We start from the raw sequence: 16,710 nt of genomic DNA, 5'->3' as shown, positions 1-16,710 counted from the left end.
GCACAAGTCCCCCGCACGGCTCAATGCGATCCGCTATTGCGCTCATTCAGGTAATGGACCTACAGCGCTCATCCCGAGTACGACTTCGTGATAAGCGTCACAGCCGAGTGCCTGTTCTACGAGTTCATCCCGCAATGCTGCGGTGAAGCCGATACCAAAACCCATTGCGGTAGCAACCAGATATGCGGTTTGCGACAGATGACCCACATCCATTTGCACAACCCGATAAGCCCGTGACGTGTCGTAACGCCACCTGGTCCGTTCGAGCACCGCCGTGTACGCGAGGACCAACGGGGCCTGCCCCACCCACTCCTGGTCACCCGCCGCCTCCGCCATCGCGGTCGGCGAGAACACCGCGCCCAGCGGCTCCAGCGCGTGCGCGAGCCCCTCGTAGTGGTACCAGCCGTCGGCCGCCCCCTCGATGCCGCGAGCGTGCGCGTACAGCTCCACCGGGTGCCGGCCGCCGCCGGACGGGCTCGTCTTGAACACCGTGCCGGTGCGCCCGATCCGGGGCCGCGCGGGCGACGGCGCGGCCAGCACGCCGAGGAGTTCACCCACCTGGCCGAGTCCCACGGGGTCGCGGCCGAACTCCCGCGTGGTGCGCCGGGACAACAGGACGTCCAACAGGCGGCTGGACGCCCACCCCGGCTCGTCCGGCAGCGGCGGCAGCGGCACGGCCGGCCCGCCGACCGTGCGGAACGGCGCGGGCGGCGGCTCCCGGGTCAGCTTCGCGTCCAGGATCGCGTCGTGCTCGTCCGAGCCCTGGTAGGGCGCGTCGGCCAGGGTGCGGCTGGCGAAGTGGAAGTGCCGCGCGGACGCGCCCCACGGTCCCCAGCCGGCCAGCATCCGCCGCTCGGCCTCGTGCTGCGGCGAGCCCTCGACCAGCAGCACGCCCGCGTCCACCAGCTCGTCGAGCACCTTGCGCAGCGCCGCCCGGTCGGCCTCGCCGAGGGGCTTGAGCAGCAGGTCGACGTCGGTGAACTCGGTGAACTTCCGGCACAGCAGCTCGGCCGTCTCGCTTATCGCGAACTGGCGGTGGTGCAGGTAGTCGTCCCACACCACGGCGCCGCCCTGGTAGAACAACGCCGCGTGCTCAGCGACCTTTACCCGCACCCAGCAGCTCCTTGAAACGCGCCGCGACCCACTCGTGCACGGCGTCGGACACCCGTTCGTCCTCGGCGCGGTGTTCGAACCAACGCCAGTCGCAGTTGACGTTGACCTCCAGGAACACGTGGTCACCGCCCGTGACGAGCAGGTCGAAGGCGGCGACCTGCAACCGCCAGTGCCGGGCCAGGGCCAACAAGCGCTCGGACAGCCGCGCCGGCGTCTCCACCGGGGTTACCCGGACGGCCTCCGGATCCACCCAGAGCTGCGCCGGGTCGAGCTTGTCCACCTGGAACGAGAGGGTCTGCTCCCCCACGACGAACACCCGGAGCTCGGTGTCGGCGGGCACGTACTCCTGGACGATCACCGGTGCGGACTCCGGCACGTCGCCGTAGCGACTGGTCTCCAGGGGACGCGGGAACAGGCCGTGCTGCACACCGGGGCGCGGCTCCAGCAGGTGCCGCCCGGTGGTCTTGACGATGCACCGCGCGCCGCCGGGCCGGGTGCGGCCGGGACGCGTGGTCACGGTGGTGCGCGGGACCCTCAGGCCGAACGCGGCGGCGTCGGAGAGCTGGGTGAGCCGGTCGAGGTGGGCGGAGCTGCGGGGCGGGTTGACGTGCGCCCAGTCGCCCCGGGTGGTCAGCCAGCTCGCCACCGAGCCCCACTGGTCCACGGCGTACGCGCCGGCCAGCGTGCCGGGCTCGACCTGGAGGGCGGACAGCTCGAAGTGCCTGCGCCACACCAGCAGCGGGCGCAGCAGCCAGCGGTCCAGCTCGATCAGGGGCGCGTCGGTGTAGACGGTGAGCGGCAGGTCGACGCAGCGGTCGGCGTCGACGCGGGCCATCCGGATGTTGCGCTCGGCCAGCGCGATGGAGAGCGCGTTCATCTCCATGTCGGTGGCGCGGGCGAGGACGAGCACGCAGGGCACGGGGCCGCCGTCACCCTCGTCGACCATCCCGAGGCGGTGCACCTGCTCCTGGAAGTCCAGGTTCTTGGCCGGGGACCGGAAGACGTAGTCCTGACCTTGCAGCAGCAGTGGGGTGGGTTTGACGGGCTTGACGGCCTCGGGTGGGGGAACCGGCTCGCTCCCCCACCCGGGAGCGGTCATGCTCAGTCGTCCTTCTTGCTGCGAAATATCTTTCCGGCGGTGGCGTACTCGGCGGCGTACTCCGACAGGGCACGGTCCTCGATCTCACCGCGGCGAAGCTGTGCGGCCAGCTCCTCAAGAGTCATCGCGGTCACCTCTCTCCCCACTGGCACGTCACACTTTCGGTGGCGCACCAGTCGTAGTCTCAGGTTCACGTAACGCAATGTCAAGGTGACGCGCTGCCCATTACGCTATTTGGGGGCTCAAGTACGGCCCTAAGCCAGACGGGTGCTTGCCCACTGCGACCGAACAGCGCAGCGGGCGAGGTCCGGTCGGCTCCGCACACCCCCGAGCCGCGTCCGCCGGGAGTTCCACCGGCCCCGACAGGGGATGAATCCGAAAGTCCTTCACCACCGGGAACGGGACGCGCGCCGCAGTTCCGGACGCCGCGACGGCGGTCGACCCCGGGAACCGCGACCCGGGGACTTCCGTGAACGGAAGCCCCCGGTGGATCAGCTCTTGGTGGCGCGGTCGAACTCCGCCTTCGGGTCGTGGATCTGACCGAGCGCGACCACCTCGCGGCCCGAGAACAGGGCCTGCGTCCAGTCCACGAACACCCGGAACTTCCGGTTCACCGTGGGCATGAACATCACGTGGTAGCTGCGGTGCATGAACCAGGCGACGACGCCCTTGAAGCGCAGGCCGAACACGTCGCCGACGCCCTTGTACAGGCCCAGGCCCGCGACCGAGCCGACGTACTTGTGGGAGTACTCCTTGGCCGGCTTGCCGCGCAGCGAGGCCACGATGTTCTTGGCCAGCAGCTTCGACTGGCGGATGGCGTGCTGCGCGTTCGGGACGCAGGTCGCCGTCGGGTCCTCCTCGGTGCGCGAGAGGTCCGGCACGGCCGAGCAGTCGCCCGCCGCCCACACCCCGGGCAGGCCCTGCACCTGCATCGCGGCGGTGCAGCGCACCCGGCCGCGCTCGTCGAGCGGCAGGTCGGTGTTGCGCAGCACCGGGTTGGCCTTCATGCCGGCCGTCCAGATGATGGTCTCCGAGTCGAACTCGGTGCCGTCGTCGAGGACGACGTGGCCGCCCTCCAGCGACTTGACCCGGGTGTCCAGGTAGCAGGTGATGCCGCGCTTCTCCAGCTGCTCGACGGTGTAGACGCCGAGCTTCGCGCTCACCTCGGGCATGATCCGCCCGGCCGCCTCGACCAGCACCCAGTGCATGTCGTCGGGCTTGAGGCCCTCGTAGTAGCGCAGCGCGTAGCGGGCCATGTCCTCCAGCTCCGCCAGCGTCTCGATGCCCGCGAAGCCGCCGCCGATGACCACGAAGCTCAACAGCCGCTTGCGCGTCTCCGGGTCGTTCGTGCTGGCCGCCTGATCGAGCCGCGACAGCACGTGGTTGCGCAGGTAGATGGCCTCGCCGATGGTCTTCATGCCGATGCCGACCTCGGGCAGGCCGGGGATCGGCAGGGTCCGCGAGATCGCGCCCAGCGCCGAGACGAGCACGTCGTACTCGACCTCCTCGACGTGGCCGTCCGCCAGCTCGACGGTGACCGCCTTGCGGGCGTGCTCGATCTTCGTGGCGCGGCCGGTGACGATGTGGCAGCGCTTGAGGACCTTGCGCAGCGGCACCACCACGTGGCGCGGCTCGATCGACCCGGCCGCCGCCTCGGGGAGGAACGGCTGGTAGGTCATGTGGGGCTGCGGGTCGATGACCGTGACCGACGCCTCACCGGAACGCAGCTTCTTCTGCAATCCCAGCGCGGTGTACATGCCGACGTACCCACCGCCGACAATCACGATCCGTGTGGGTTGCGACTTCACAGCAGCCATACGTCTATGGTCGCACCGCAGGGCCGTTTCCGACGCGTCCGCGAGGCCCGTTGTGACCACGGTCGCCGGGTGATGCGGGACACGCACAGCTCTGACCAGCGGCAGCACCCCCTGGGTGGGTGAACCCGCTGAGAGGAACGATCCAGACGCTCAGCTTTCGCTGAGCTTTCCACCCCCGTTCCTCAGCTCCGCCGGCGCAGCAGCGCGACCGCCCCGAGCACCAGCCCGACGGCGCACGCGACGGCGACCACCTCCACCACCTCGTCCGTCCGGCCGCCCGGCAGCACGACCACGAGAGCCGCCAGGAGGAGCACACCGGCTTGCACCAAGGCGAATCGGACCGCCGCCGGGCGCAACGCCTTCAGGTGAATCCGCGAGCGGACGGGGATGAGCGCCGCGTAACCGCAGAGCACGTGCAACAGGTGCGCCAATGCGACGAGCACGAGCACCACCGGCCGCACCGGGGCCCCTCCGAGCACGACCAGCGCCACCGCCGGATAAGCGACCAGGAGCACGACGGCCGCCGAAGCCGGAATTGCGACGGTCACCGCAGCCAATCCGACGTACAACACCAATGGAGCAATCATCACCCCTTCGGCGTAAAGAAGAATGGCCACCACCACCGCCACCGCGCCGATGGCGGCCCGCAGCGCCCACCCGGGCACCCCGGCGTCCAGGGTGACGACCGCCGGCTCCGGGGCGGCCGGCTCGACGGGCGGGTGCGCGGTCATCGACGCCTCCCCGGTCGCGCGGCCCCGCGCAGCGCGCCGGAGACGGCCGCCGCGCGCGCGTCCCACGTCACCACCGGCACGCCGTGCCGGCGCATCGCCTCCAGCCGCACCTCGTGCTCCAGCTCCAGGACCTTCAGCGTGGCCGCGCCCCACTCGGTCTCCCGGTCGGGCAGCAGCCCCTCCGGCAGCACGTCCACCGCCAGCACCACGTTGCCGCGCCGCGCGGCGTGCACCGTCAACTCGACCACCTCCGCGTCCAGGAACGGCGAGAGCACCACCACCAGCGCGCCGTGCGGCACCTGCTCGGCCCGCAGCACCGGCTTCTGCGACCACCCCGCCGACCGCGCGCACACCACGAGCTGGTTGCGCAGCCGCAGCAGCTGCCGCCGCCCCGCGCCCGCCCGCACGCCGAGCTGCGGGCGGCCCAGGTCGACCAGCCCGACCCGGTCGCCCTGCCGCAGGTACCCGGCGGCCAGCGACGCCGCCGCGCGCACGGCCAGGTCGAGGCTGCCGCCGGTGCGCGTGGTCACGCCCTTCGCGCCCACCGACCACCGGCCCACGTCCTGCTCCACGTCGAGCCGGGTGTCCAGCGCCAGCACCACGTCGGCGTCGGCCTCGGCGTGGTGCTCGCGGACGTGCAGGGTGCCCGCCCGCAGCGACACCCGCCAGTCGACCCGGCGCAGGCGGTCGCCCGGCTGGAAGGCCCGGATGTCGCGCAGCTCCACCGAGTCGCCCGGCCGCCACGCCCGGTGCGCGCCGACCAGGCCCCTGGCCCGCGCGGGCAGCAGGCCCGCCGGGAGCTGGTGCACCGGCGGCAGCAGCACCCGGCCGCGCTCGGGCGCGGTGACCGGTCCGTGCGCGAACAGCCCGTCCGGCCCGGCCACCAGGTGGTCCGGCCGCAGGTCCACGCCCTCGCCCCACGCGGTGCGGCGCAGCACGACCTCGATCGAGGTCGCCGCCGCCGGCAGCAGGTGCACCGGCCCCAGCCCGCCGCCGGCGGCGGGCAGCCGGATCGCCACCACCTCGGCACCTGCGCCGGGGTCGACGTCCACCACGGACTTCGCCGCGCCGACCTCGCCGGTGCGGGGCAGCCCGCGCACCCGCACGTCGGGCCGGCCGCCGACCCGGGTGACCAGCGCGACCAGCGTGGACAGCAGCAGCGGTGCGCCGAACAGGACCAGCTCGACGCGGTGCAGCAGGCCGCCGAACACGACCAGGCCGACCCCGAGCGCGGCACCGCGCACCAGGGCGTCGGTCGGGTGCCAGTGCGCCCCGCGCCCGCTGGTCAGCGCCGCCCTGATGCGCTGCCCCCGGTTCATGACCGGGTGGCGGCCGGGCCGGGCACGCGGTCGAGCAGCTCGGTGACGACCTCCACCCCGGTGACGCCCGACGTCCACGTCTCCGGGCGCAGCGTCAGCCGGTGCGCCAGCGCCGGGACCGCGCACTCCTTGACGTCCTCGGGCAGCACGAAGTCACGCCCGTCGAGCACCGCCAGCGCGCGGCCGACCAGCACCAGGGCCTGCGCGCCGCGCGGCGACGCGCCGACCTCCACGGCCTGGTGGCCCCGGGTCGCGGCGGCCAGGTCCACGCAGTAGCGCAGCACGTCGTCGTCCACCGCGACCTGCTCCACGCCCTGCTGGAGGGCGAGCAGCCGCTCGGTGTCGAGCACCGGCTCGACGGTCGCCTCCTCCTGCTTGCGGGCCAGCCGCCGGCGCAGCACCTCGACCTCCTCCTCGGCGGGCGGGTAGCCGACGTCCAGCCGCAGCAGGAAGCGGTCGAGCTGGGCTTCGGGCAGCGGGTAGGTGCCCTCGTACTCGACCGGGTTGGCGGTGGCCAGCACGTGGAACGGCCGGGGCAGCGGGAACGTCCGGCCCTCGACCGTCACCTGGCGCTCCTGCATGGCCTCCAGCAGCGCGGACTGGGTCTTGGGCGGCGTCCGGTTGATCTCGTCGGCCAGCAGCAGGCCGGTGAACACCGGGCCGGCGCGGAAGGCGAAGTCCCGGTCGCCGGGGTTGTAGATGAACGAGCCCGTCACGTCGGCGGGCAGCAGGTCCGGGGTGCACTGGAGCCGCTTGAAGTCCAGGCGCAGGGCCTGCGCCAGCGACCGCGCCATGAGGGTCTTGCCCAGGCCGGGCACGTCCTCCAGCAGCACGTGCCCGCCGGCCAGGACCGCGGCGAGGGCCAGGCGCACCGAGCGGTGCCGGCCGACGACGACGGCCCCGACCGCGTCCAGGACGGCTTTGCCCTCGGTGCCGATGTGGGATGCAGTCGTCACAGGTTCTCCAACAGCCGGGTGAGCGTGCGGTGGTCGGGAAGGGTCGCGGCCGGGTCGGTGACCAGGCGGTGCAGCGCGGGGTCGAGCAGGGCGGCGGCCCGGGGGTCGGCCAGGTCGGGCACGCCGTGCCGCTGGCGCAGCCGCGCCTCGACGAGCCGGCGCAGCCGGGGCTGGATGCGCACGGCGAACCGGTCCTGGTCGACCGCCGCCTCCGCGAGCCGGCTCGCCAGGGTGCTCGCCTGCACGGAGCCGGCGGTGGAGAAGTGCGCGGGCGGCGGCGCCCACACCACGTCGGTGGCCCGGGGCAGGCGGGCGACCAGCACGGCCAGCGCCAGCGCGGGCAGCGCGACCACCACCGCCCACAGCGGCGGTGCGCCCGCCCGGACGAGGGCGAACGCCGTGCCGCCACCGACCACCAGGCCGGCCGCGACCGCGCCGCCCGCGCCCAGCAGCGGGGTGGTCACCCGCTCCGACCCGCTCACCTCGTGGCTCCCAGGTCGCGCACGATCCGCTCCAGGGCGTCCTCGGCGGTGCGGGCGTCGGCGTCGGTGACCTCGGCGGTGCCGAACCGGGCCCGCTGGTAGGCCGCCCGCAGCGCGCCGGTGGCCTGCTCGTCGACCCGGTGGCGGGCCAGCAGCGCCCCGGTGAACTCCGTGGGCGTCTCGGCGGGCCGGCGGGCCGCGCCGGTCTCCGAGGCGGCCTGCTCCAGGCGCAGCCAGGACAGCACCACCGCGTCGCGCGGCGGGCCGCCGGTCCGGGTGCGCAGCTCCTCCAGCGCCTCGCGCGCGCCGCGCACCAGCAGGTCGGGCGCCGACTCGGCCCCGGAGTCGGCGGCCTCGGCGGCCCGGCCGACGCCCCGCCGCCGGCGGCGGGGCAGCCGCACGGTGATGAGCAGGCCGACCACCACGACGAGCGCGGCCACGACCAGCACCAGGAACACGGCCACCAGGCTGCCGCCGGCGTCGGACGGGGCGATGTCGTTGAGGTCGGACTGGCGCTGGGACGGGACGAGGGTGGGTGCGACCTCGCCGCGCGGGCCGGTGTCGGCGTAGGGCACCGGGGAGGTCCCGCTGGCCGCGATCGCGACCACGACGAGCGCGGCTCCGACGAGGAGCGCGACCGCGAGCCGGGGTTTCATGACGGCATGATGCACGCCACACCCGGTGAAATCCCGCCTATTTGACCAAGGGTTGAGGTTCGGACCCGACCGGGCGGAACGCGCCGGTCCCGCAAGCCCGCCGTTCGGGCGCGTGCCGACGACCTTCCGCCGCAGCGGCCCGGCTCAGAGGCCGGCGGCCCGCGCGGCCCGGCTCAGCACGTCCTGGAGCATGTCGGCGGTCAGCCGGCGGGTGTAGGTGTTGTGCGGCGACACGTGGTAGCTGCCGAACACCTCCAGCGGCGGGCCGTCGTCGCGCGCCGCCAGCGCGACCGACGTGCCGTGGCCGAACTTCGGCCTCGTCCCGGGCACCTGCCAGCCGGCCGCCAGCACCGGCCACAGCGCCTGCCAGCCGAACCCGCCCAGCACGACCACCGCGCGCAGCGTGGGCCGCAGCAGCGCCAGCTCCTCCACCAGCCACGGCCGGCACGTGTCGCGCTCCTCGGCGGTCGGCTTGTTCGCGGGCGGAGCGCACTTCACCGGGGCCGTGATCCGGGTGCCGAGCAGCTCCAGCCCGTCGCCCGCGCGCACCGACGTGGGCTGGGACGCCAGCCCCACCGCGTGCAGGGCGGCGTAGAGGAAGTCGCCGGACGGGTCGCCGGTGAACATCCGGCCGGTGCGGTTGCCGCCGTGCGCGGCCGGGGCCAGGCCGACCAGCGCGAGCCGGGCGTCCGCCGGGCCGAACCCGGGCACCGGGCGGGCCCAGTACTCCTGGTCGGCGTAGGCGGCGCGCTTGACCCGGGCCGCCTCCTCCCGCCAGGCGACCAGCCTCGGGCACGCCCGGCACGTGGTGACATCGCGGTCCAGCTCGGGAAGGGAACGCACGGACCTCCGCCCCGAACGTAGAGTTCGACCATGACCGACAAGGACACCGGGGCCGAGCAGACCCCCGCGGACCAGGTCGCCGACGGCAAGGACACCCCTGCCGACGACCTGGTCACCACCCAGCACAGCATCACCGTCAAGCGGCGCAAGCTCAACTACACCGCGACCACCGGTCGGGTGGTGCTGCGCAAGGAGGTGCTGACCGACGGGAAGTTCGACGGGCACCTGGCCCAGGCCGAGGTGTTCCTCACCTCGTACACCCTGGACGGCGCGGAGCCGGGCAAGCGCCCGGTGACCTTCGCGTTCAACGGCGGGCCCGGCTCGTCGAGCGTGTGGCTGCACCTGGGCCTGCTCGGGCCGCGCCGGGTGGTGTCCGGCGACGTCGGCGAGCTGGTGCCGCCGCCCTACGACCTGGTGGACAACCCGGAGACCCTGCTCGCGCACAGCGACCTGGTGTTCATCGACCCGGTGTCGACCGGCTTCTCCCGGGCCGTGAAGGGCGGCAAGCCCGGCGAGTTCCACGGCTTCCAGGGCGACGTCGAGTCGGTCGGCGAGGTCATCCGGCTGTGGACCTCGCGCAACGGCCGCTGGATGTCGCCGAAGTTCCTGGCCGGCGAGTCGTACGGCACCACCCGCGCGGCGGCGCTGGCCGAGCACCTCCAGGTGCGCTACGGCATGTACCTCAACGGGCTGATGCTGATCTCGTCGGTGCTGGACTTCGCCACCCTGGACTTCAACGAGGGCAACGACCTGCCGTACTCGCTGTTCCTGCCGACCTACGCGGCCATCGCGCACTACCACGGCCTGCACGGCGACCGCCCGCTGGAGGACGTGCTGGCCGAGGCCGAGGACTTCGCGTCCCGGGACTACCCGTGGGCGCTGGCGCGCGGCCACCGGCTGTCCGAGGAGGAGCGTGCGTCGGCGGTGGCCCGGTGCGCGGAGCTGACCGGCCTGTCCGAGGACTACGTGGACCGGGTGAACCTGCGGGTGGAGCACGTGCGGTTCTTCACCGAACTGCTGCGCTCCCGGCGCAAGGTGGTGGGCCGCCTGGACTCCCGGTTCACCGGGGCGGACGTCGACTACGGGCGCGAGCTGTTCAGCGAGGACCCGTCGTACTCGGCGATCATGGGCCCGTACACGGCGGCCCTGAACCACTACCTGCGCACGGACCTGGAGTACGAGAACGACCTGCCGTACGAGATCCTGTCGCGGTCCGTGCACCCCTGGTCGTACAAGGAGTTCGAGGGCGCGCACGTGACGGTGGCGAACAAGCTGGCGGCGGCGATGCGGTCCAACCCGGACCTGAAGGTGCACGTGGCGTACGGCCACTACGACGGCGCGACGCCGTACTACGCGGCCGAGCACGTGTTGGCGCATCTGAACATCCCGGCCGAGCTGCACGACAACATCGAGTCGGCGTACTACCCGGCGGGACACATGATGTACGTACACGAGCCGAGCCGCGTGCAGCAGTCGAAGGACCTCGCGGCGTTCGTGCAGTCCGCTTCGAATCGCTGAAGCAGGGCGCCCGCAGGAGCACGTGCGGCGGCCCCCGGCGCGACTACCGCGCAGGGGGCCGCCGTCCGTCCGTCGAGGACGTTCCGCTCAGCCGGTCAAGCGGTCCAGCGCGGCCAGGTTGTCCCGCGCGTGCGGGTCGCCGAGGTCGGCCGCCGCCTGGTACCAGCGCTTGGCCAGGGCGATGTCGCCGAGGAAGTCGTAGACGTCGCCCAGCACCGCCATGGCGTCCGCCTGGCCCGCGTCGGCGGCCCGTTGCAGCCACGGCAGGGCCGCGTCCTCGTCCTTCCACACGTGCCACAGGAACGAGCCGAACTCGGCCACGCCGCGCACGTGGCCGGCCGCCGCCGCGCGGCGCAGCCAGCCGCCCACCTCGTCCTGGAGCCCCTCCTCGTCGTCCTCGCCGGTCAGGTCCTCCTCCAGCAGCAGGGCCAACGCGACCATCGCGTCGACGTCCCCGCCCTCGGCGGCGGCGCGGAGCGCGGTGGGGTCGGTCATCGGGTGTCCTCTCGTCGGTCCGCCGGGGGTCAGGGCACGACGGATCGTTGCTCGGCGAAGTGGCAGGCGCTCGGGTGGCCACCCCGGTCGACCAGCTCCGGCTCCTGCTCGGCGCACAGGTCCTGCGCCTTCCAGCACCGGGTGCGGAACCGGCAGCCCGACGGCGGGTCGATCGGCGACGGCACGTCCCCGGTCAGCCGGATCACGTCCCGCTGCCCGCGCAGCGCCGGGTCGGCGACCGGCACGGCGGACAGCAGCGCCTGCGTGTAGGGGTGGGTGGGGTGCTGGTAGATCTCGTCCTCGGTGCCGATCTCGACGATCTTGCCGAGGTACATCACCGCCACCCGGTCGGACAGGTGCCGCACCACCGACAGGTCGTGCGCGATGAACACGTACGCCAGCCCGAGGTCGGTCTGCAACTCCCGCAGCAGGTTCATCACCTGCGCCTGGATCGACACGTCCAGCGCGGACACCGGCTCGTCGCACACGATCACCTTGGGCCGCAGCGCCAGCGCCCGCGCGATCCCGACCCGCTGCCGCTGCCCGCCGGAGAACTGGTGCGGGTAGCGGTTGATGTGCTCCGGGTTCAGGCCGACGAGGTCGAGCAGCTCGCGGACCTTCGCCGCCCGCGACCCCCGGGGCGCGACCTCGGGGTGGATCTCGAACGGCTCGCCGACGATGTCGCCGACCGTCATGCGCGGGTTGAGCGACGTGTACGGGTCCTGCAGCACGATCTGCATGTCGCGCCGCAGGGCGCGCAGGGCGTTGCCGCGCAGGGAGAACATCGGCCGGCCCTCGAAGTACGCCTCGCCCGACGTCGGCGGTTCGAGCAGCATCAGCACCTGGGCGAGCGTCGACTTGCCGCAGCCGGACTCGCCGACCACCCCGAGCGTCTCGCCCGGCGCGAGGGTGAACGACACCCCGTCCACCGCCCGGACCTGGCCGATGGTCTTCTTCAGCAGCACGCCCCGGGTGACCGGGAAGTGCTTGACCAGGTTGCGGACCTCCAGCAGCGCCGACGGGTCGGGTGCCACGTGGCCGTTCCCGCCCGCAGCGCCGAAGCCGTGACCCTTCTCAGCCATTGAGCACCTCCGCCGCGAAGTGGCACGCGCTGGTCCGGCCGAGGCCCAACCGCTGCTGCGCCGGGACGTCCACCACGCACACGTCCTGCGCGCGCGGGCAGCGCGGGTGGAACGGGCAGCCCGGCGGGATCCGCAGCAGGCTGGGCGGCAGGCCCTTGATGGTGTCCAGCACCGTGCCCTTGGAGTCCAGGCGCGGCAACGACTTCATCAACGCCTCCGTGTACGGGTGGCCCGGCGCGCGGAACAGCGACAGGGCGTCGGCCTGCTCCACGATCCGGCCCGCGTACATCACCACGATCCGGTCCGCCACCTCCGCGACCACGCCCAGGTCGTGCGTGATCAGCACCAGGCCCATGTGCCGCTCGCGCTGGATCTCCGCGAGCAGGTCCATGATCTGGGCCTGCACCGTGACGTCGAGCGCGGTGGTCGGCTCGTCCGCGATCAGCACCTCGGGGTCCAGGGCCAGCGACATGGCGATCATCGCGCGCTGCCGCATCCCGCCGGAGAACTGGTGCGGGTACTCCCGGACCCGCTGCCGCGCGTGCGGGATGCGCACCAGGTCGAGCAGCTCGACCGCCCGCGCCCGCGCCTCGGAGCGGCTCATGCCCCGGCGCAGCCGGAGCTGCTCCTCGATCTGGAAGCCCACGGTGAACACCGGGTTCAGCGCGGACAGCGCGTCCTGGAAGATCATCGCGACGCCCTCGCCGCGCACCTGCCGCCGCCGCTCGCCGCTCGCGGTCAGCAGCTCCTCGCCGTGGAACCGCACCGAGCCGCGCGTGACGAACGCGGGCGGCGTGTCCAGGATGCCCATTACCGCCTGCGCGGTCACGCTCTTGCCGGACCCGGACTCCCCCAGCACGGCGAGGGTCTCCCCCGCGTCCACGTGGTAGCTCACGCCGTTGAGGACCCGCGCCACCCCGTCCCGCGTGCGGAACTCGACGTGCAGGTCCTCGACCTCCAACAGGGCCGTCACCAAAGTCCTCCTACCGCAGTTTGGGATCGAGGGCCTCGCGCACCGCGTCGCCCAGCATGACGAACGCGAGCACGGTCGCGGTCAGGAAGCCCGCCGGGAACAGCAGGGCGTGCGGCGCGACCCGCAGGTAGTCCTTGGCGCTGTTGATCATCACACCCCAGGACACCACGGGCTGCCGCAACCCGATGCCCAAATAGGACAGGGTCGCCTCGGCACCGATGAACGCGCCGAGCGCGATCGTCGAGTACACCAGCACGGGCGCGACGCAGTTGGGCAGCATGTGCTTGGTGATGATCCGGCGCGGCGACGCGCCCAGCGCCCGCGCGGCCTTCACGTAGTCCTGCTGCTTGGCCGCGATCGCCGTGGAGCGCATGATCCGCATCGACACCGGCCACGACAGCACGGCGATCGACAGCACCACCTGCGCCACGATCCGGGTCGGCCCGGCGTCCCCGCCCGCGTTCAACGTCGTCAGGATCACGATCGCGCCGAGCACGAACGGGACGCCGACGAAGACGTCCGCGATCCGCGACACGACCGCGTCCAGCCAGCGGCCGTAGAACCCGGCCAGGATGCCGACGGTGGACCCCACCAGCACCACGCCGACGGTGGCCAGCAGGCCGACCACGATGGACGCCCGCGCGCCGTGGATCACCCGCGTGTAGATGTCGTAGCCCTGGTTGTCGATGCCGAACCACGCGCTGGAGGACGGTGCCTCGCGGCTGCGCGAGAGCTGCGCGGCCGACGGGTCGCCGGAGGTGAACAGCGTCGGGAACGCCGCCATCAGCACCACCAGCAGGATGATCGACACCGACACCCAGAACACCGGGCGGGTGCGCAGCGCGTGCCACGCGTCGCCGAACAGCCCGCGCGGCTTGTCCATCGCCAGGACGGTGATTTGCTCAGTCATAGCGGATCCTCGGGTCGAGCACGGCGTAGAGCAGGTCCACCAGCAGCGTCATCAGCAGGTAGACCAGCACCAGGACGGTGACCACGCCGGTCACCATCGCGCCGTCCTTGGTCAGGATCGAGCGGAACACCAGCCCGCCCACACCGGGCACGTTGAAGATGCCCTCGGTCACGATCGCGCCGCCCAGGAACGCACCGAGGTCCGTGCCCAGGAAGGTGATCACCGGGATCAGGGAGTTGCGCAGCATGTGCACCCCCACCACCCGCTTCTGCGGCAGCCCCTTGGCCAGCGCGGTGCGCACGTAGTCCGCGCGCCGGTTCTCCGCGATGCTGGCCCGGGACAGCCTGGCCACGTAGGCCATCGACAGCGACGCGAGCACGAAGCCGGGCACGATCAGGTTGCCCCACGTCGGCGACGTGACGGTCGGCGAGATCAGGCCGAGCTGGAGCCCGAACACGAGCTGCACCACGTACCCGGTGACGAACACCGGGATGGAGATCAGGAACAGCGTGGACACCAGCACCAGGCTGTCCAGGAAACCCCGGTTGCGCAGCCCGCTGACCACACCGGCGGTGATGCCGATGACGGCCTCGATCAGCAGCGCCACCAGGGCCAGCCGCAGCGTGACCGGGAAGGTGGCGGCGATCCGCGCGCCCACCTCCAGGCCCGCCGAGGTCTGGCCGAAGTCGCCCTGCACCAGGTTGCCCAGGTACTTCACGTACTGGAGCCACAGCGGGTCGTCGAGGTTGAACTTCTCGCGCATCGACGCGACGTAGGCGGCGGGGCAGTCCCGCTCGCCGCACTTGCCCTCGAACGGGTCGCCGGGCACCGCCCACACCAACGCGTAGATCAGGAACGTCGTCCCGAGGAAGACCGGGACCATCTGCAACAGCCTGCGCAGTACGTAGAAACCCATGACACGCTCTCCCAGCGGCGGAAAGCCGGCCCGCGGTGTCGCGGGCCGGCCTCGGGAACCACGGTGCTAAGCCACTTCCACCGAGTCGAGGTCGAGCTTGCGGAACGGGTGCAGGTTGGCCACCTTGAGCCGGTTCGACTTGCCGGCGATGGTCTTCTGCGTCCACAGCGGGATCGACGGCATGTCCTCCGCGAGCATCTTCTCCGCCTCCAGGTAGAGCCGGATGGCGTCCTGCTCGTTGGGCGCCTTGTCCGCCTCGGCGAGCTTCGCGTCGAACTTCGGGTTCGAGTAGAGCCCGTCGTTGGACGAGGCGCCGGTGCGGAACAGCGGCGTCAGCCAGTTCTCGATCGACGGGTAGTCCGCGATCCAGCCCGACCGGTACATGCCGGTCATCTCGTGGGCGTTCACCTTCTGGCGGAACTCGCCGAAGCTGGTCGTCGGCGCGAACCGCGCCTCCACGCCCAGCGTGCTCTTGATGCTGTTCGCCACCGCCTCGGCCCACTCCTGGTGCCCGCCGTCGGTGTTGGACAGCAGGACGATCTCCCCGGTGTAGCCGGACTTGGCGAACTCCTCCTTGGCCTTCTGCGGGTTGAACTTGCAGTACTCGCCGCACTGGTCGGGCTTGTAGCCCTTCATCAACGGGTGCACCCAGCCGTCGGCGGGCTTGCGCGTGCCCTCGAAGATCCGCTGGGTGATCTCGTCGCGGTTGATCGACATCGAGATCGCGCGCCGCAGCGCCGCGTTGTCGTAGGGCTTGGTGTAGAACGGGAAGGCGATAGTCTGGTTGTTCAGCGTCTCGCGCGTGACGACCCGGTCGCCGAGGTCCGTCTCGTACTTCTGGCCGGCCAGCGCGTTGGGCGGCAGCTCCTCCATGAAGTCGAGGTTGTTCGCCACCAGGTCGGCGTAGGCCGACTCGCGGCTCTGGTAGACCTTCAGCGTGAGGTCCTTGAACTTCGGCTTGTCGTCACCGGTGTAGTCGTCGTTGCGGGTCAGCTTGATCTCGGTGCCGACCGTGCGCGAGACGTACTTGAACGGGCCGTTGCCGATCGGGTTGGCCTCGAACGCCTTCTGGTCCTTGAAGAACGCCTCGGGCAGCGGGGCGAACACCTCGTAGCCGATGGTCACCGGGAACACCGCGAACGGCTCGGACAGCGTGATGGTGAACGTGGTCTCGTCCACGACCTTCAGGCCGGAGAGCTTCTCGGCCTTGGGCGCGGGGGCCTTCTCGGGGCCGTCCGGGCCGTCCGGGTCCTTCGGGTTGACGTCCGCGTAGCCCTCGATCTGGGAGAAGAAGCTCGCGCCCTGCGTGGCGTTCGGGCCGTAGGCGGTCCAGTTCCACGAGTCGACGAAGCTCTTCGCGGTCACCGTGGTGCCGTCGTGGAACTTCCACCCCTGCTTGATCTTCACGGTGAACAGCTTCGAGTCCTCGGTCTTGATGGACTCGGCCATGGCGTTCACCGGCTGGGCGTCCTCGTTGCGGTACTCCACCAGGCCGGTGAACAGCGCGTCGAGCACGCGGCTGCCGCCGACCTCGGTGGTGTTGCCGGGCACCAGCGGGTTCTCGGGCTCGGTGTTGAAGATGCTGATCCCGGCATCGGTGTCCGACCCGCCGCCGGCGGGCGTCTCCGGGGTTCCGCAGCCGGTTGCGATCAGGGCCACCGCGACAGCCACCGGAACTATTCGTGCACGTGACATGCGTCCTCCCACCTGTTCGGGGGTAACCGAGCAGAGTTGACCGCTCTCGCAGCGTGTGGGAGGACGCTAATCGGACAGTGCCGCACGCCACATGGGTGACGCGGT

General features: G+C 72.0%; 17 protein-coding genes. 1 reads left to right on the top strand and 16 read right to left on the bottom strand.

Annotated elements, in window-relative coordinates; genetic code table 11:
• Window positions 1-42: 42 nt before the first annotated feature.
• The 10 genes from AB0I60_RS25880 to AB0I60_RS25835 all read right to left on the bottom strand — a co-directional run bounded on the left by AB0I60_RS25880 (window position 43) and on the right by AB0I60_RS25835 (window position 9,016).
• Window positions 43-1,113 (bottom strand): SagB family peptide dehydrogenase, encoded by a 1,071-nt coding sequence (locus AB0I60_RS25880; RefSeq protein ID WP_360733702.1) that lies wholly within the window; start codon window positions 1,111-1,113, stop codon window positions 43-45.
• Entirely contained in the window at window positions 1,094-2,212 is a 1,119-nt protein-coding gene (locus AB0I60_RS25875) for a hypothetical protein (RefSeq protein WP_360733701.1), read from the bottom strand. The genes AB0I60_RS25880 and AB0I60_RS25875 overlap by 20 nt, the downstream gene beginning before the upstream one ends.
• A gap of 2 nt (window positions 2,213-2,214) precedes the next feature.
• Complete coding sequence (locus AB0I60_RS25870) at window positions 2,215-2,337, bottom strand: hypothetical protein (protein ID WP_360733700.1); 123 nt, start codon at window positions 2,335-2,337, stop codon at window positions 2,215-2,217.
• 366 nt (window positions 2,338-2,703) lie between these two features.
• The gene (locus AB0I60_RS25865) at window positions 2,704-4,029 is read right to left on the bottom strand and encodes an NAD(P)/FAD-dependent oxidoreductase (RefSeq protein WP_360733699.1); all 1,326 of its coding nucleotides are present in this window, start codon (window positions 4,027-4,029) and stop codon (window positions 2,704-2,706) included.
• Between the two features lie 182 nt (window positions 4,030-4,211).
• Complete coding sequence (locus AB0I60_RS25860; RefSeq protein WP_360733697.1) at window positions 4,212-4,760, bottom strand: hypothetical protein; 549 nt, start codon at window positions 4,758-4,760, stop codon at window positions 4,212-4,214.
• The gene (locus AB0I60_RS25855) at window positions 4,757-6,079 is read right to left on the bottom strand and encodes a DUF58 domain-containing protein (protein WP_360733696.1); all 1,323 of its coding nucleotides are present in this window, start codon (window positions 6,077-6,079) and stop codon (window positions 4,757-4,759) included. Before AB0I60_RS25855 ends, AB0I60_RS25860 begins: the two co-directional genes overlap by 4 nt.
• Window positions 6,076-7,035: a MoxR family ATPase gene (locus tag AB0I60_RS25850; protein WP_360733694.1), complete on the bottom strand. Its 960-nt coding sequence runs from the start codon at window positions 7,033-7,035 to the stop codon at window positions 6,076-6,078. The genes AB0I60_RS25855 and AB0I60_RS25850 overlap by 4 nt, the downstream gene beginning before the upstream one ends.
• On the bottom strand, window positions 7,032-7,517 hold the full coding sequence (locus tag AB0I60_RS25845) for a hypothetical protein (protein WP_360733693.1): 486 nt from the start codon (window positions 7,515-7,517) through the stop codon (window positions 7,032-7,034). Before AB0I60_RS25845 ends, AB0I60_RS25850 begins: the two co-directional genes overlap by 4 nt.
• Window positions 7,514-8,173, bottom strand: a complete 660-nt coding sequence (locus AB0I60_RS25840; RefSeq protein WP_360733692.1) for a DUF4129 domain-containing protein — start codon at window positions 8,171-8,173, stop codon at window positions 7,514-7,516. The genes AB0I60_RS25845 and AB0I60_RS25840 overlap by 4 nt, the downstream gene beginning before the upstream one ends.
• A gap of 144 nt (window positions 8,174-8,317) precedes the next feature.
• Window positions 8,318-9,016 (bottom strand): uracil-DNA glycosylase, encoded by a 699-nt coding sequence (locus AB0I60_RS25835; RefSeq protein WP_360733690.1) that lies wholly within the window; start codon window positions 9,014-9,016, stop codon window positions 8,318-8,320.
• A gap of 30 nt (window positions 9,017-9,046) precedes the next feature.
• Between AB0I60_RS25835 and AB0I60_RS25830 the strand changes: the two genes are divergently transcribed.
• Window positions 9,047-10,534, top strand: a complete 1,488-nt coding sequence (locus AB0I60_RS25830) for a peptidase S10 (protein ID WP_360733689.1) — start codon at window positions 9,047-9,049, stop codon at window positions 10,532-10,534.
• An 87-nt stretch (window positions 10,535-10,621) separates the two neighbouring features.
• Here the strand turns inward: AB0I60_RS25830 and AB0I60_RS25825 are convergent, their stop codons facing one another.
• The 6 genes from AB0I60_RS25825 to AB0I60_RS25800 form a co-directional block, all read right to left on the bottom strand.
• Window positions 10,622-11,029 (bottom strand): hypothetical protein, encoded by a 408-nt coding sequence (locus AB0I60_RS25825; RefSeq protein ID WP_360733687.1) that lies wholly within the window; start codon window positions 11,027-11,029, stop codon window positions 10,622-10,624.
• A 29-nt stretch (window positions 11,030-11,058) separates the two neighbouring features.
• Window positions 11,059-12,111 (bottom strand): dipeptide ABC transporter ATP-binding protein, encoded by a 1,053-nt coding sequence (locus AB0I60_RS25820; protein ID WP_360733685.1) that lies wholly within the window; start codon window positions 12,109-12,111, stop codon window positions 11,059-11,061.
• Window positions 12,104-13,084, bottom strand: a complete 981-nt coding sequence (locus AB0I60_RS25815) for an ABC transporter ATP-binding protein (protein WP_360733683.1) — start codon at window positions 13,082-13,084, stop codon at window positions 12,104-12,106. Before AB0I60_RS25815 ends, AB0I60_RS25820 begins: the two co-directional genes overlap by 8 nt.
• A gap of 10 nt (window positions 13,085-13,094) precedes the next feature.
• Window positions 13,095-13,994, bottom strand: a complete 900-nt coding sequence (locus AB0I60_RS25810) for an ABC transporter permease (protein ID WP_360733682.1) — start codon at window positions 13,992-13,994, stop codon at window positions 13,095-13,097.
• Complete coding sequence (locus AB0I60_RS25805) at window positions 13,987-14,910, bottom strand: ABC transporter permease (RefSeq protein WP_360733680.1); 924 nt, start codon at window positions 14,908-14,910, stop codon at window positions 13,987-13,989. The genes AB0I60_RS25810 and AB0I60_RS25805 overlap by 8 nt, the downstream gene beginning before the upstream one ends.
• A 66-nt stretch (window positions 14,911-14,976) precedes the next feature.
• Window positions 14,977-16,581, bottom strand: coding sequence for an ABC transporter substrate-binding protein (locus tag AB0I60_RS25800; protein WP_360733678.1), 1,605 nt, complete (start codon window positions 16,579-16,581; stop codon window positions 14,977-14,979).
• Between the last annotated feature and the right edge of the window lie 129 nt (window positions 16,582-16,710).

This window comes from Actinosynnema sp. NPDC050436 (assembly GCF_040655415.1).
Classification (GTDB): Bacteria; Actinomycetota; Actinomycetes; order Mycobacteriales; family Pseudonocardiaceae; genus Actinosynnema.
This window is presented reverse-complemented; position numbering and strand designations above follow the sequence as displayed.

Bases quoted from the DNA above. Each gene is read 5' to 3' on its own strand.
- AB0I60_RS25875 (WP_360733701.1), bottom strand. From the start codon at position 2,212: ATGACCGCTCCCGGGTGGGGGAGCGAGCCGGTTCCCCCACCCGAGGCC.
- AB0I60_RS25870 (WP_360733700.1), bottom strand. From the start codon at position 2,337: ATGACTCTTGAGGAGCTGGCCGCACAGCTTCGCCGCGGTGAGATCGAG.
- AB0I60_RS25865 (WP_360733699.1), bottom strand. From the start codon at position 4,029: ATGGCTGCTGTGAAGTCGCAACCCACACGGATCGTGATTGTCGGCGGT.
- AB0I60_RS25860 (WP_360733697.1), bottom strand. From the start codon at position 4,760: ATGACCGCGCACCCGCCCGTCGAGCCGGCCGCCCCGGAGCCGGCGGTC.
- AB0I60_RS25855 (WP_360733696.1), bottom strand. From the start codon at position 6,079: ATGAACCGGGGGCAGCGCATCAGGGCGGCGCTGACCAGCGGGCGCGGG.
- AB0I60_RS25840 (WP_360733692.1), bottom strand. From the start codon at position 8,173: ATGAAACCCCGGCTCGCGGTCGCGCTCCTCGTCGGAGCCGCGCTCGTC.
- AB0I60_RS25830 (WP_360733689.1), top strand. From the start codon at position 9,047: ATGACCGACAAGGACACCGGGGCCGAGCAGACCCCCGCGGACCAGGTC.
- AB0I60_RS25825 (WP_360733687.1), bottom strand. From the start codon at position 11,029: ATGACCGACCCCACCGCGCTCCGCGCCGCCGCCGAGGGCGGGGACGTC.
- AB0I60_RS25820 (WP_360733685.1), bottom strand. From the start codon at position 12,111: ATGGCTGAGAAGGGTCACGGCTTCGGCGCTGCGGGCGGGAACGGCCAC.
- AB0I60_RS25810 (WP_360733682.1), bottom strand. From the start codon at position 13,994: ATGACTGAGCAAATCACCGTCCTGGCGATGGACAAGCCGCGCGGGCTG.
- AB0I60_RS25805 (WP_360733680.1), bottom strand. From the start codon at position 14,910: ATGGGTTTCTACGTACTGCGCAGGCTGTTGCAGATGGTCCCGGTCTTC.